8 protein-coding genes are annotated in these 16,188 nt (G+C 40.0%); 1 reads left to right on the plus strand and 7 read right to left on the minus strand.

Annotation, left to right across the window (positions count from 1 at the left end):
* Positions 1-139 precede the first annotated feature (139 nt).
* The 5 genes from DWW10_RS23930 to DWW10_RS23955 all read right to left on the minus strand — a co-directional run bounded on the left by DWW10_RS23930 (position 140) and on the right by DWW10_RS23955 (position 10,191).
* A complete protein-coding gene (locus DWW10_RS23930; RefSeq protein ID WP_118422388.1) occupies positions 140-1,570 on the minus strand; it encodes a glycoside hydrolase family 28 protein in 1,431 nt (476 codons plus the stop codon).
* 67 nt (positions 1,571-1,637) lie between these two features.
* On the minus strand, positions 1,638-2,015 hold the full coding sequence (locus DWW10_RS23935; protein WP_118422387.1) for a hypothetical protein: 378 nt from the start codon (positions 2,013-2,015) through the stop codon (positions 1,638-1,640).
* Positions 2,016-2,049: 34 nt separating this feature from the next.
* Positions 2,050-3,738 carry a RagB/SusD family nutrient uptake outer membrane protein gene (locus DWW10_RS23940; RefSeq protein ID WP_118422386.1) on the minus strand — a complete coding sequence of 563 codons (1,689 nt, stop codon included), beginning with the start codon at positions 3,736-3,738 and terminating at the stop codon, positions 2,050-2,052.
* A 12-nt stretch (positions 3,739-3,750) separates the two neighbouring features.
* Positions 3,751-6,912 (minus strand): SusC/RagA family TonB-linked outer membrane protein, encoded by a 3,162-nt coding sequence (locus DWW10_RS23945; protein ID WP_118422385.1) that lies wholly within the window; start codon positions 6,910-6,912, stop codon positions 3,751-3,753.
* Between the two features lie 612 nt (positions 6,913-7,524).
* Positions 7,525-10,191 carry an alpha-L-rhamnosidase gene (locus tag DWW10_RS23955; RefSeq protein ID WP_118422384.1) on the minus strand — a complete coding sequence of 889 codons (2,667 nt, stop codon included), beginning with the start codon at positions 10,189-10,191 and terminating at the stop codon, positions 7,525-7,527.
* Between the two features lie 242 nt (positions 10,192-10,433).
* Here DWW10_RS23955 and DWW10_RS23960 point away from each other — a divergent pair, with 242 nt between their 5' ends.
* Complete coding sequence (locus DWW10_RS23960) at positions 10,434-14,495, plus strand: hybrid sensor histidine kinase/response regulator transcription factor (protein ID WP_118422392.1); 4,062 nt, start codon at positions 10,434-10,436, stop codon at positions 14,493-14,495.
* 68 nt (positions 14,496-14,563) lie between these two features.
* Here the strand turns inward: DWW10_RS23960 and DWW10_RS23965 are convergent, their stop codons facing one another.
* On the minus strand, positions 14,564-15,796 hold the full coding sequence (locus tag DWW10_RS23965; RefSeq protein WP_118422383.1) for an FtsX-like permease family protein: 1,233 nt from the start codon (positions 15,794-15,796) through the stop codon (positions 14,564-14,566).
* Positions 15,793-16,125: a 30S ribosome-binding factor RbfA gene (gene rbfA, locus DWW10_RS23970; RefSeq protein WP_022391688.1), complete on the minus strand. Its 333-nt coding sequence runs from the start codon at positions 16,123-16,125 to the stop codon at positions 15,793-15,795. Before rbfA ends, DWW10_RS23965 begins: the two co-directional genes overlap by 4 nt.
* Positions 16,126-16,188: the final 63 nt, after the last annotated feature.

Genomic DNA, 16,188 nt, shown 5'->3' on the forward strand with positions numbered 1-16,188 from the left:
TGAAAAGTCTGACATTCTTTCCTTGTTCCCTTGTCAACTGAAACCTTGTCAACTGCGAAAGTTGAGCTTGCGAAACTTGAGTTACTTTATTTTTCAGTAAGCAAATGTAGACAATGCCCACAAAAGGTGTATACAGAATTTATTGCAAATTTTCCGGTACCGTCACATTCTTACAATCTTTTAAATGAACTACAGGAAGTTCACTGGCAGGAGATTGCAAGGTAGAATTAGTGATTTCAAGTCCGTTGACATCTTCCGCAACGATTGCATGCCGTTCTTCCTTATTTCCAATAGTCGAGAGTGTCATATTTACAAAACGGATATTATCAGCATGCCGTATATAAACTCCATAAGCAGGCAGCATTACACCAAACATCCGATTCTCAGGATAGGCATTCTCAACCTCAGGAACTTCTACCATCGCATCCGATACTTTTCCACCACCTTTCAGCTTAAAGTCCACATCGCGGATTTCAACATTATCGACACGCAGGCCGGGAACACCGGTAATGGAGCTCGCTACATAGCTGACAGAGCTTGCAGTGATATTCTTTATCAAAACATTCTTCAAATAAGAATTCTCCGAAACTTTACGTTTGCCCAAACGAATAAATATAGGGGTTTGTACATCCTCCATCGTCAGATCGGATATGATGACATCTTCCATAAATCCACCGTCAACGACTTCAAGAGCCATACCTGCGATACCGGTAATCGGATCAGTAACCCCGGGGACACGTTTCTCCCAGAAACGAAGCAAAGACTTACTACATTTATGAAGAATACAATCAGAAACCCGGATATTGCGGAAACCTCCGGCACTGGCAGTACCAAATTTAATAAAATTACAATTGGAAGACAAATCACAGTTCTTCACTGTTATATTCTCGACAACATAATCAGGATCTTCACTTTTAAAGCAAATGGCATCGTCATCAGTATCAATCACACAGTCTGTGATAGTCACATTCCGGCTTTCAATATCAAAGCCGTCATTGTTCCAGTTTGCATGACCTTCTACATATACTTTATTAATATCAACTCCATCACATCGCACAAAGCGGAAGGTCCAGAATCCAGAATTTGACAGTTTCACACCATTTACATTCACTTTGTTGCAATCAAGCAAAAGTACCAAAGTAGGACGGTTAGGAGCATCATTTCCTTGATTAAAGGCCGCGCCATTCCCATTAATTTCACCTTCGCCCGTAATTGAAATATGATCTGCCTTTTCTGCGAAGACCAAAGCCTTACGTCTTCCTTTATCCGGATAATCAGCAATATTCTTACTGCCCAGAATCGTGGCGCCTTTCTCCAAATTTAAAGTAACATTCTTCTTCAACACAAGTGTCCCGGTCAGATATTTCCCTGCAGGCAGAGATACAGTTCCCCCTCCCTGTCCGGCACAATCGTCAATTGCCTTTTGAAGACCAACGGTGGTCAATGTCTTTCCATCCGTATGGATTGCATACTTATCTGTTATAGGTTCCGAACCATTCTGTTCCTTATTGGTGCAAGCCGCAAACAGTAAACAGAAACAAAGTAGTCCCCATGTTATCGTATTATTCATTCTATAAAATCTTTAAATGAATGAGGCTGCAACAAAACAATTGGCACAGCCTCATTACAGTTATTAATTAATTAGCTGCAGGTATTACGGTCACTGTCCATTGTTTCACTACCGTCTTACCCGGTGAGGTTACCGTATAAGTACGCGGGGTGGAATAGTCTTGGAAACCAATAGCCATACCCGGCGTCAGAGTTGCTCCGGCAGAAATAGTTGCCACCATTTTCAGGTCAGTAATATCAGCACCTTTCTTTAGGGTCACTGTAACCGTTCCAGCCTCAGAATCAATCTGGGTCTTATCACTCATGACACCTTCTGCTCTGTTATATACTGTTACATTGGTAATTTCTGCTTTTTCATAAGCTTCATCTACTGTATAGTCATCATCTCCACATGACATAAAAGTCAATGCCAAAGCGACGAACGTAAGAAATAGTATCTTTTTCATATTGTAGTTACTTTTAAATTATACAATCATCATCTTACCACAAAGGATTCTGATCCAAGTTAGGATTCTTATCACGTGCAGATTGTGGAATAGGCAACAAATAGTCACGAGGAGCCATAAATGTCTTTTTACAAACAAATACAGTCTCATAAGTGGGGACGATTTCTCCATCGGGTCGTTTTATATAAGTTACAAGGCAACCCTCTGCATCCTTATTCAAGACTTCCTCTCCTATCTTCCAACGCTGAATATCAAACCATCTCTTACCTTCAAGGGCCAGTTCTATACGACGTTCGTGGCGAATACGTTTCCTCATCTCATCCTTACTTAGTCCGGTAGGAAGGTTAGGCTGACCTGCACGGGTACGAATTTCATTTATAGCACTGTACACTTCAGCGGTAGGTCCATTAACTTCATTTTCTGCTTCAGCTAAAGTCAACAACATTTCTGCATAGCGCAGCACAATAAAGTTATGACCACCACCTACACCGCGTCCACGATTATCATATCCGCAAAGCACATCCTGATTCATGTATTTCCCAATGTAATATCCGGTCTTTGTACACGAAGGTTTACCTGCACTATACATACCATTTGGATTCTCTTTCAAATTCAAGTTACCCGGAGTATTTTGAGCTGTATACAAGATTTTATTTTTCCAGGGTTTTCCATTATAATGGAGAGTAGCGTAAAAACGTTTATCACGGTTCTCATAAGGAGCAGCTGCATGATCGGGGTTATTCCAGTCAAAAGGCTCACCGGTAGTCATTTCAAACTCATCGGCCAAACTTGCAGTCGGGTGGTCCTTACTCCAGCCATATTCAGCCGGTGTGCCTGGTTCAGGCGGAGCCAAAACAGTCTGGGCACTCGACCATCTATACGGATATGCAAACTGAATATCAAAAATAACTTCACTATTATGCTCATTATCCTCATAGAACATCTCTGCAAATCCATTCTGATACAAAGAATACGTATTCTTCAAATCACCACTAACCAAAATACGGGCAGTCTTGGCAGCATCCGCATAGTATTTAGAATCTATAACTCCGGCTGCATGCAGATAAGTAGCAGCCATCATTCCCAATGCCGCTCCTTTAGTTGCACGACCTAATTCATCATCAGGCACAGTTACCGGTAAACGGTCCGCAGCATTCTGAAAATCAGAGATAATAAATTGCAAGGTAGCCTCCGGGGTAGCACGAGTCAGGAAGATATCATCTGTATTGCGATCAAGCGGTTTGTCTATCAGTATAGCGGCGCCATAATAACGGAATAGCTCTAAATAGAACATTGCACGCAAGAAATAGGAATCACCAATCAAACGCTCTTTTACATTGGCAGGCAGCGGAGAGTCCGGCAAGTTCTTTAAAGCAATGTTTGCTCTACGAATTGAAGCATATCGATTACTCCATCTGTCAATGGGGGCAGACGAAGCATTGAAATCAAATAAATTCCATTGATTAGATGCCTTTTCACCAATCTGAATACAATCATCCGTAAACAGAATATCGACAGCATGGTCATTCAAACCATTTACACTATAATAAGGTCCATCCAAATCTCTGTAAACCTTACTCATAAACAGCATGGCACTCGACTCTGTCAACCAAATACCTTCATCGGTAACAGAACTCATCGGTTTTATATCGTCCATAAAATCTGTGCACGAGGCATTCAGCAAAAGTATGGAACAAAGGATACTATATATTACTTTTTTCATAATTACAATGCATTAAAAGGTTACACTTACACCAAATGAACTCACAATCTGTTGTGGGTATGAATTGAAAGCCTGGTTTTCAACATCAAAGTCATCAGGCATCTGGCTATAAATAGTCCACAAGTTATAAAAATCAGCATATAAACGTAAACTCTGCATCTTGGCTTTCTTCAACAGCTCGGGCTTAAAGGTATAGCCGATCTGCAATGATTTCAACTTCACATAAGTTGTGTTTACCATCCAGTAAGAAGAAGTCTCATAGTTCTGATTACGGATTGAAGCAGACAAACGTGGATATTTAGCATTCGGATTCGGATTAGACTCTGTCCATGAATCCAAGTGTTCACGACGCGGATGAATAGCATCTTTAAACGGATAGCGTACATTACGGTCTCCATTGCTACCTAAATAATAATCAGAACCGCCTGCGCCCTGAATGAACATACTGAAATCAAAGTTCTTGTATTCCAAACGAAGATTATAACCCCACATCACCTCAGGAGTCTGGTTGAAACCAATAATCACCTGGTCTTCACTGTCAATCTTACCATCACCATTGATATCTACATATTTAATATCGCCAGGCATTACACCTTTCTGATAAGCCCAATTATCAATATCCGCCTGGTCTTTAAACAATCCGGCAGCTTTGTATCCCCATGTACGCCCACTCGGTTGACCCGTCTGACGTTTTCTTGGATTATTCTTAGTTCCGGGAGCTTCACGAATTTCAATCTGTTTATCGCGAGTGAAACCAAAGGAAACAGAATGAGACATCTTCAACCCGCACTGGAAAGTATAGTGGCTACCCAACGCCGCATCAAAACCATATCTTTCGTCTTTACCGGCATTTTCTTTAGCCAATCCGATACCATATTCGGCAGAAACTTCGGCATTCGGATTTAATATCTTGTCAGAACGCTTATCACGATAAACATCAAATTCGGCTACTAACAAGTCATTCCAAAGATTAATGTCCAATCCGACATTTGCCTTCCAAACGGTTTCCCAAGTCAGAAATACATTAGGTTCAGCACCTTCCGTCAAGCTTTGCAACTGGGTAGGGTTCTTACCAAATACAGCACCATTTCCAATGTTATATTGTGAAAGATAAGCAAATGCATCACCTACCGGATTACCCGATTTACCATAAGAAGCTCTCAACTTCAAATTATTGATAAATGAGAAATGATCTTTTATAAATGATTCTTCAGAGAGTCTCCATCCTAAAGATACAGAAGGGAAAAATGCGCTTCTACGATCGGGAGCATACTGATAAGTCTGGTCATAACGTCCGGCTAATTCAAGCATGTATTTCTGAGCATAATTATAATTCAGACGCATTACATAACCTTGTTGTGCAAACTGGCTGGAAGTACCGGAGTTACTGATAAATTCGGCAACAGGGCTACCCATATTCAATTCCGGAATCATAAAATCATAATTCTTTCTGCCAGCATTGGTTTCAATCGTATTACCCCATCTTCTTTCGTACACTCCCAACACACCTACTTCATGTTTTCCGAATTTACGGTCATAATTCAAGTGGGCTTGGATAGTATAATACGTCCATTGCTTATTCTTGACAGCGAGCGAAGGTTTAGCTTCACCACCTTGTTGCTCCTCTATCTCACCCGCATCATTATAAGCATAAGCGGTAAAGGGATACTGCCATTCCTTTGCATCATAGATCTGACGGTCGTAGCTGAACAAAGCTTTTGCTGATAATCCTTTCAGAAATGGAAGCTTCTGGTCCAAAGAAACCGTAATATTCTGGAAGTTATTATTATACTTTTTATCTGCTCCATCGTGCACGCCCATATACATACTGGAACCACCACCTTGCATAGCAGGCTTCCCCCCTACCATATTGGGAACTGTCGGAGCACACAAACGGTATAAGTCTTCCATCATCTTTTTACCATCATAATAATGGCTCTTTTTCGTATCGTAAGCTAAGTTGATATCGATGCTCACCTTAGTCAGGTCAATCGGATGGAAATCCACATTCGAACGTAAGTTGAATCTGTCATACCCGGTATCTTTACCCATCATGCTACCCTGATACATATAACCGAAAGAAGCGAATGCATTAATAAATTTATTACCACCACTCAAAGAAACATTATGCCGGGTAGTTGTCGTAGTTTTCATGTATGCATCCATCCAGTCCGTATTCTTGTAACGGTCATCAGTGCCATCTTTATACTTCTGCAACAAATCATCACCATATACTTCTTTGTCACGTCCGTCCATTCTCAACGCTTCATTGTATAAGGTCAATGCGTCGTAGGCATTCAGGAAGTCAGGTATGTTCATTGGAGTCTGGAAGCCGACTGAACCATCATAAGTCAAAGTTACTTTTCCTTCTTTTCCTCGCTTCGTATTAATCAGAATTACACCATTAGCTCCCTTCAAACCATAAGGAGCAACTGCCGCAGCATCCTTCAGTACAGAGATTGATTCTATATCAGCCTGGTTCACTTTTTCCCAAGGGCGTTCAATACCATCGACCAGTACCAACGGCTTATTACCACGCAGCAGCACGGTAGCCTCATCTTTTCCCGGTTCACCGGAAGTCTGGCGGGTAATGATACCTGGTATCTGTCCTCCCAACTGATTGGAAACATTTGCTACAGGAGCCTTAATCTTATCGCCTTGTACGGTAGCAACGGCCGAACTCATTGTCATACGTTTCTGAGTACCATAGCCCACTACAACCACTTCATCAAGCAACTGGGTATCCTCGTCTAATGTAATCAGTACAGTAGTTCCAGCCGTAACCTTCACTGTCTTTGTTTGATAACCGACAAAAGATATTTCTATTGTAGGGGTAGCTGTGTCAACAGGTAAGCTAAAGTTTCCATCAATATCAGAAATAGCCCCCTGGCCAGTTCCTTTCACTTTGATTGTTGCACCAATAATAGATTCACCTTTTGCGTCAACAACCTTTCCTGTTAGTTTTTTAGCAGTTTGCATGACACTTTGAACATCTGCCATCGTTCCACTTGCATATGTCTGATTTCCTTTAACAGCATACGCATCAGTAGTTGCAACTAAGCCAAGCGACAAAAGTGCCGCCATTAAAATAGATTTTTTAGAAAGTGGCATGATATCTTTCAGCCAGTAATGTCTAAAAACCATTTTCTTTTGAACATTGAGTTTGTTTCTCATAATTGTGTATTATTAATATTAGAAATAGTTCATTAAGAAACTAATCAGAATAGAGTATAATAAAGCATAGAGTCTTTATACTCTAAGAAAATCAAGGAGAATGTTTTTCCATACTTAAAAATATATTAGAGGTTAAACAAATGTTTTTCTACTTTCCGAAAGGAGCGGGTGAATCGTGCACATGCAGTCTTCACCCTCTCACTTTGACTCAAAAATCTTCTTTACCTTAACGCTTAATCAATGCTTATTGAAAACATACTAATTACGTTATTTCTATCGGCAAAGTTAAATGGTTGGCAATATATACACATATCCAATCCCGCCATTAACATGACGAAAATGAACATATTGAAAAAGCATACATTTTTGGCGATAATGAGCATACATAACATACACTTATATGATGAACCGCATTCAGTATACGACTGAACCCTATTCACTATACGACTGAATGCCATTCAGTCGTATAGTGAATTCTTCCCCCTTTAGGAAATATTTTCAAGACTCCTGCCAACCCGAAGAATATACATGAAGAAATACCGGACAAAAGAAGGCGCATTTATAAATGTATAAACACGCCTTCTTACCAATGAATTATAAAAGAAATATCTTCTATTTGTTTTTTATTTCAAAATGATAAGTACCGGTTGCCAATACAATACCTTCCTTTTCTTTAGATAAGTCAACCAATTTGGCCTCTTTACATTTTACTGCATAGTTTCCACCCAAAAACAGAGTGGCAGAACTGTTTGAAGGAACAGTAACCGTATATAGAATCTTTCCTTTACTCTTTTTCCATGATGAAACGATTTCTCCATAAGGTGAAACATGACTCGCTTCAAAAGTATCCAGGCCAGTTACGAAATTAGGCTTTAATATAATATGCTTGAATCCCGGCATAGCCGGATCAGGAAAGATACCTCCCAAGGCCTTATAATACCAGGCACTGATTTCTCCGAACATAATGTGATTCAATGAAATATCTTTGTTCCCATCAATACGCCAATTCTCGTAAAGGGTCGTAGCTCCATTTTTTATCCACCATCCCCAGGACGGATAAGTATCTTTAGAAGCAAGCTGATAAGCCAGATCTGCATACCCATTCATACTTAAAGCATTCAGAATGGTTTTGCTGCCCAACAATCCTACATCCATACTGCCATCCTTATCCACTTTTTCGGCCAGATTCCTCGCTACCAGGGGTTTTAAAGATTCCGGAACAATTCCCCAGTATAGGGGTGCACTCAATTCTGTCTGGCTTCCACTGCAATAGATACCTGTTTCTTCATTCAGAAAGCGGGCATTGATACTGGTTTTGATCTTTTCTGCCAAAACAGAATATTTGTCATAATCCTGTTGCTTATTCAGTAATTTAGCGGCCTTAGCTAAAATATCCGTATCTATATAATAATAGATAGACGAAGTGAGTTCCTTCGAAGAATGTGACTTTATAGGAATCCAATCTCCCAATCCCCAATCCGTGACACCTGAAGGATAGGTATAATTCAGATAATCTACATACCTCTTGATGTTATCATACATAGTTTCAAGCAAACGCTTATCTCCGTAGAACAGATAAATATTCCATGGAATGATGGCCACCGTACTTGTCCAGTCAACACCATTTCCCCAATGATAGCCCCAGCCTCCGGTAGGAATAATAGCAGGAAGTACCCCGTTAGGAAGTTGCACATCCTGATGATCAGCCAGCCATTTTTCATAAATGGTAATTCCGTCATAATTATAGAGTCCGGTCTCAATAGCGATATGTGCATCTCCGGTCCATCCGTTCTTCTCCCGTTGAGGGCAATCGGTAGGATAGCCAAACAAGTTTGACAGATATGAAGAATTCGTAGCTTTCCATATTTTATTCAACAATGCGTCCGATGATGAAATTCTACCAGCAACAGGAACATCACTATGCATAAAGTAGGCCTTCAGACTATGATCAGTCAGCTCTACCGGCTCACTACTGGTCACTTCTACATATTGAAAACCTTTATAGTTAAAACGGGCGCGGAATGTTTCTTCACTTGTACCGCCCAGTATAAAGATATCAGTCTGAAAAGGGTCGGAATCATCCGTAGGACGATAATGATAATCAATATTAGACATATCCACTCTATGATCTTCGCCCACCCTTTCCGAATGTTTCAAACGAATCTCCGTACCAGGCTTTCCCTTGACTGTCAGTTCACTGACACCTGCTATATTTCTTCCTAAGTTGAATAAATAAGCCGAATCGGAGAGTTTGATCATCTCTACCGGATGCAGCATCTCCACATCCCGGATGGGATGCATCTGTTGCGATACAATCAAATTTGACGGAGCAAAGGTACAACTTGCATTTTTCCACTTCTTATCATCAAAGCCCGGAGTATTCCAACCTGGTTGCTCCTGTCGGGCATCGTAATGTTCAGCCGTATAAATACTGTTGAAAACAACCGGACTTAAAGAGGTTTTCCAATCCGGACCGGTAGAGATAAACTCCACTTCTCCATTATCATATATTATACGGATATCCATGCAAAATTTAGGTCTGCCACGCCAAGGTGCCTGGTCGAAATTCCAGACGGCAGTAGATTGGTGATTATACCAGCCATTCCCCAGCAACACTCCAACGGCATTATCACCTTGCTTCAAGGACTGTGTAATATCATGTGTCAGATACAAAGTACGTCTGTCAAAACGAGTATATGCAGGGTCCAGACGATGATCTCCGATCCGCGAGCCATTGATATAAAGCTCATACAATCCTGCCACAGCAATGTATGCACGTGCTTCCTTAATGGAACGTTTCACATCCAGTGCTTTTCTAAAATAAGCAGCAGGCTTCAAACGAATATCATGAGTGTCCGATATCCAACTACCTTTCCAGTTATGATCATCCATAACTCCGGTTTCAAAGTAAGTTACGTCACTCGTATATATATTATCATTATCCCAGACGCATACTTTCCAATAATATCGTGTGTAAGGCTGAATTGCTTTCCCTGAATAAGCAACCAATACATCTGATGCCCAAACCTTACCAGAATCCCAACTATTTCCTACTCCCCGAGCAACACTGGCAGAATCTGTTCCTACAATCAGTTGATAAGCTTTCTGAACATCAACGCCAACCGGCAGTTTCCAACTCAAACGTGGAGAAAGTACATCTATTCCCAATGGAGTAGTCAGATACTCGCAGCGGAGAGAATTTAGCTTCTCCACTGATCCGGCCAATAATGATAAGTGAAATAATACAATAAGCAAGAATGCTGATAAAACTCGTTTCATAATATAGACTACATTTTTAATGAATGATACAAAAATAGGAAATAATCAGCATATTCATATTCACAGAAGTGCCAATAATATGCCCGGATATGCAAAACGATGTATTTATTTTCGCCATTTTTGTATACTATTCGTCTTAAGAGATAATTGTGCTATTTAAAAAGTCTTTTTTCAAATTAAGGCATCGGAAAAAAATCATATCTTTGTTTTCATCTAATACTAAAACTGATATAAATAATCCCATGAAAAAACAGATATTACTGCTTTCGTTATTCCTCTTTTGTCTAACAAGCTATATCCATCCGTATAACCTTAGACAAATAAGTAACCGGGATGGTTTGTCCAACAGTTCTGTAACTTGCCTCTTCCAAGACGACGAACGCTTTTTATGGATTGGGACATACGATGGGCTTAACATGTACGACAGCCGTAACATTTATATCTATAAACCGGATATCAATAACCAAAACAGCTTATCAAGTAATGTTATCAGAAATATAATAGAAACCGACAGCATCTATCTATGGATTAGTACTAAATGGGGACTTAATAAACTATCACAACGGAGTAACACCATAGAAGCATATTACAATGAATTCGGAGAGAACTCTTATATGACCAAAGATAGCCACGACAATTTATATGTTCTCAGCAAACCGGACGTGCTATCCTTCTATTCCAAAATACAAAATACTTTCATCGACCTTCCCATACATAAGGGAATAGAACACAACACTGTGCAAGGTATGCTGGTTGATGCGCAAGATACCATTTGGATCAATCATCAAGGAACTATGGAGAAATATACCGTATCTGATACGGAATCGGGGAATCCTGTCATAAAAAGACATGCTGATTTTAAGCATCCCCATTCCATCAAATATGCATTCTACCATAATAAAAGAATCATCATGGTTGACTCTGCCGGAAATATCTTTTATATAGGCTCACAAGGCATCCGCTTTATTAAAAATCTAAATAAACTTATTAATGAAAGCGGAGAAATCGGTGCCATTATCTTTGATAATGAAGATCTCCTCATTGGTTTCAAAACCAATGGCCTCATCCGACTTGATGCAGCCCAGAATTACGAACTACAAAAGATAGAAATAAACTGTGGAGTATTCTCATTATGGAAAGATGAACAGCAAAATATTATCTGGATCGGAACAGACGGACAAGGTATATATGCATGGACCAAGGATGAATATACTTTCAACAACCTGTCATTAAATCAATTACCCATTACCAGGAAAAGACCTATCCGGGCCGTTTATACGGATCAGCAAAACACCCTATGGTTGGGTACAAAGGACAATGGCATCATCAGGGTTAAAGATTACGATACTACTCAGGAATATTCCAGTACTAATGTAACCCATTTCACTGTTCAGGACGGATTGAGCAATAATGCCGTTTTCGCTTTTGTTGCTAGTAAGAAGTACCCTATACTATGGATTGGCTCGGATGGCCCCGGATTAAACTATTACTCTTACCGGGATAACAAAATACATCCGCTCATCAATAATACACACTCAGGGATCGCACGTGTACATTCCATAAGTGAAACCTGCGATTCATTACTATGGGTAGGCTCCGGTAGCACCCTACTTAGAATCACTATTGAAGCCCACGGAAATACAATCCAGGCAAGGAATATACGTGCCATCTACTTCAGAGTACCCAACAGGCAACAGTATAATCAGATTTATTCTATTTATCCGGAAAATGACTCCATCCTCTGGATTGGAATGCGCGGGAATGGCGTTATCCGACTCAATACGCAAACTGAAGCCTATCGGCTCATCTCCTTCGAGAAAAACGGAATTGCTCCGATGAATGATATCTTATGCATACACAAGGACAGAGATGAAAATATATGGGTAGGAAGTAGCTATGGTCTGACCAAATTGAGTCTACTGCCCAATGGTGAATATGATTATAAGAACTTCAATGAAAATGAGGGGCTCCCTAATAACACTATACATGGAATCGCCGAAGATCCTCAGGGAAATCTATGGTTAAGCAGCAATACGGGAATTATTTTGTTCGACCCACGCAAAAATACATTCCGAAACCTTAATTATAAAACCGGATTAAAGGTTATAGAATTCAGTGATAATGCATACTTTCAGGATAATACAAAAAACCGGTATTTCTTTGGAGGCGTAGATGGTGTTGTATGGATAGAAAATGAGGAAAAGCAAAGAAACGAATTCATTCCGGATATCTTTTTCACCAAACTCAGAATATTCAATAAAGACTACAATATATCCGAATTTGAGAAAAAGAAGGGAGATAAAGAAGAAATCGTATTGAAGTATAACCAAAACTTCTTTGCCGTTTCCTTTGTCGCCATGGACTTCATTAATGGAGAGAACAGCAGATATTCCTATAAACTGGAGAATTTCAGTAATGTATGGATGGACACACACTCCAATGAAGCGCAATTTACTAATATTCCCCCCGGAAGTTATATATTAAGAGTGAAATACGATGATGGAATCAACAGTAACGAAAACCTGATTCAGAGTATCCATATTACAATTTTACCTCCATGGTACCTGACTATCACGGCTCAAATAATCTATGTCCTCTTACTTATAGGAGCAGGGGTTGGTATTTTCTGCTATATCCGTTGGAAATACGAACGTAGAAAGGCTTCCATTGCCAGAAGGTTACAAGACAAATACAAAGAAGAAATGTACGAAGGAAAACTACGTTTCTTCACCAATATCACACATGAATTCTGCACTCCGCTCACACTGATCTATGGGCCTTGTGAAAGGATACTACATCATGATAAAAGTGATAGCTTTATAAAAAAATACGCCCAGATTATAAAATCAAATACCGAACGACTCAATAGCCTGATACAGGAAGTTATTGACTTCCGCCGTATGGAAACCGGTAACCAGATATGCCACATACAAGAATTGAACATCAGTGAACTGGCCAATGGAATCATTGAATCGTTTGATGAACTGGCTGAACAGAATCAAATTCAGCTGGAAACAAATATCACACCGGAGATTATATGGAAAAGTGACCATAGCGGCTTCACTAAAATCTTAAACAACCTCATATCCAATGCCTTCAAATATACCCCCGAACATGGTACCATCCGCATATCCATAAAAGAAAGTGAAGACGAAAACAAGCTAAATATAATAGTTTATAACACCGGAAAAGGTATCAGTAAAGAGAACATCCCACTCATTTTTAACCGCTACAGTATACTCGACAATATCAAGGAGAATAGTATAAAAGGCTTATCATCCAGAAATGGATTAGGACTCGCTATTTGTCAAAGTATGGTGGAATTGTTACAAGGAAGCATTCACGTAGAAAGCGAAGTAAACCAATATACCCAGTTCATAGTGACCTTACCTCCACTCGAAGTGACGGAAGTAATGGAAAGCCCACGGCAAAATGCAGTAAGCAAACTTGAGCAGCCGGATAATAAAGCAGAAATGCCACAACCTGAAATGGCCGATAGTGAAGACGAAAACACTCTACCGGACACAACCATCCTGATCATCGATGATAACAAAGAACTATTATGGATGCTAAAAGACATATTATCAGATGAGTATGCAATATTAACCGCTGAAAACGGAGAAGAAGGATTAGAAGTATTAAAGCAAGAGACTCCAGATCTCATCATCACAGATATTATGATGCCCAAAATCGATGGAATCACTCTAACCAAACAACTGAAAAGCAACAAACATACAGTACACATTCCTTTAGTGATTCTTTCTGCCAAAAATACAACCGATGAGAAAATAGAAGGTATAGAATCAGGAGCAGATGCATATATTCCCAAACCATTCAATACACAATATTTGAAGAGCATTATCAAACAGCTCATTAAAAAACAGGAAGAGTTAAAACAATACTATAATTCTTCCGCAAGTGCATTCGATTATAGTGGTGGACAATTATTACAGAATGAGGACAAGAAGTACATACAAACTGCGATAGAAATAATTAATGAAAACATGGATAACTCCAAATTCGGCCCCGAAGAATTAGCTGAAGCTATGCAAACCAGTAGCAGGAACTTATACCGTAAATTCAAAAATCTGAATCAACCCTCTCCTAAAGATTTCATTAAAGGACAGAGGATAAGCTATGCAGCAAAACTATTATTAACGACCACATTGACCATACAAGAAATCATGTACAAAACAGCATTCACTAACCGATCGCATTTTTATAAAGAATTTGCCAAACGCTACAATTATACCCCCAGGGATTATAGAGAAGCTAATAAACAAAAGGACAACTCACTCACTTGACAAATCCGGCAGGTGAGATAGAGACTGTGAAATTGCTTTCCAACTTTATACAAAGCAAAGAGGAATCATCATTTCTTCAGTAGCCGTTTCGTCAGATAGTGGACCGGATACCATACTGAAAGGAAGCCAACGGTAATCACAGTAACAAATATCAATATAACGTCCGTTGCATGAACACTGACTGGATAAGCATCCACAATAAAACCACCGCCACCACCGCCCAAGGAGATAATGCCGAAACGCTGCTGAATATAGCAAAGCAGCAAACCAAGGATAATGCCGGAAAGTGCACCGAACAAAGATATAAGCCGGCCTTCAAACAAGAAGATGCGAGCGATTAACCGATCATCCGCTCCAAGATTACGTAAGGTCTCCACGTCCTCCCGCTTATCAAGAATAAGCATGGAAAGAGAACCAATCACATTGAAACAGGCTATAGCAAGGATAAACGTAAGGAACAGGTAAGATATAAACTTCTCTATCTCCATGATACGGAATACATCAGCCTGCTGCTCATAACGGTTCAATACCACAAAATCATCGCCTAAGATGCGGGAAATCTTTTTCTGTACGGCAGAGGCATCTGTATCCGATTTCAACTTCAGTTCAACAGCAGATACCTCCGTATCATAATTAAAAAGATTACGTGCAAAATCAAGAGAAGTGAGAATATAACGCGCATCATATTTTTGCTGGTTCACCACAAACACGACTCCGGGAGAAAAGAGGTAATCGCGATTAAAAGAAGCAGAAGGATTAGCCATATTCACACGTACATTCCGCTTAGGGGCATATACCTGAAGCGGATCAACGAACTGAAGACCAGTCCCCAGTTCAGATATCAGTTCCACACCCAAAACCCCGTAATCCACTATGGAATCGTGCAAGATAAACTCCCCTGCACCGTATAGCAAACTGTCGATAGACGTCAGTTGTTCAAAATTATCTTCCACCCCTTTTATGACTGCCATAGCCTGGCGGTCTTTATACTGCACCATGGCGTTATCTTCCAATGTCTCTGTCCAGACATCAATTTCCGGCAAAGAACGTACCTCTTGAAAAGCAACTCCATTCGGTTCAAAGACTTTTCCCTCACGAACCATAATCTTCAGTTCCGGATCGAAAGCCGTAAAAAGGCCTGCCACCATATCCTGAAAACCATTGAACACGGAGAGTGTACAGACCAACGCCAACGTAGCCAATGCCACTCCACACACCGAAATGCCGGAAATGATATTGATAGCGTTGTGCTTCTTCTTAGAGAAGAGATAGCGCCGGGCTATGTAGAAGGGAAGGTTCACTTCAACAATTCATCTATTTTCTCAAGATAATCCAGTGAGTCATCCACAAAGAACTTCAGTTCGGGGATGATACGAAGCTGATGACGTACACGAGTTCCTAATTCATAACGAATAGACTTCATGTTTTCATTGATATTCTTAATCATCTCTTCCGCCTTTTCCGAAGGAAAGATGCTGAGATAAGCACGTGCAACACTCAGGTCAGGGCTGATACGCACGGCGCTGACAGAGATCAATATTCCGGGCATGGACTTCGCTTGCAACAGGAAAATATCACTTAATTCCTTCTGAAGCAAACGGGCTATTTTATTCTGACGAGTTGTTTCCATAAATCAATTATCTATATTTAATGGCAAAGTTACGGAAATATCTTGTTAGACTAATGAATTATA

This window comes from Bacteroides intestinalis (genome assembly GCF_003464595.1).
Lineage (GTDB): Bacteria > Bacteroidota > Bacteroidia > Bacteroidales > Bacteroidaceae > Bacteroides > Bacteroides intestinalis_A.

What these genes read in the sequence shown, in the direction of transcription:
- DWW10_RS23940 (WP_118422386.1), bottom strand. Translation starts at nt 3,738, where the DNA reads ATGAAAAAAGTAATATATAGTATCCTTTGTTCCATACTTTTGCTGAAT.
- DWW10_RS23955 (WP_118422384.1), bottom strand. Translation starts at nt 10,191, where the DNA reads ATGAAACGAGTTTTATCAGCATTCTTGCTTATTGTATTATTTCACTTA.
- rbfA (WP_022391688.1), bottom strand. Translation starts at nt 16,125, where the DNA reads ATGGAAACAACTCGTCAGAATAAAATAGCCCGTTTGCTTCAGAAGGAA.
- DWW10_RS23930 (WP_118422388.1), bottom strand. Translation starts at nt 1,570, where the DNA reads ATGAATAATACGATAACATGGGGACTACTTTGTTTCTGTTTACTGTTT.
- DWW10_RS23945 (WP_118422385.1), bottom strand. Translation starts at nt 6,912, where the DNA reads ATGAGAAACAAACTCAATGTTCAAAAGAAAATGGTTTTTAGACATTAC.
- DWW10_RS23935 (WP_118422387.1), bottom strand. Translation starts at nt 2,015, where the DNA reads ATGAAAAAGATACTATTTCTTACGTTCGTCGCTTTGGCATTGACTTTT.
- DWW10_RS23960 (WP_118422392.1), top strand. Translation starts at nt 10,434, where the DNA reads ATGAAAAAACAGATATTACTGCTTTCGTTATTCCTCTTTTGTCTAACA.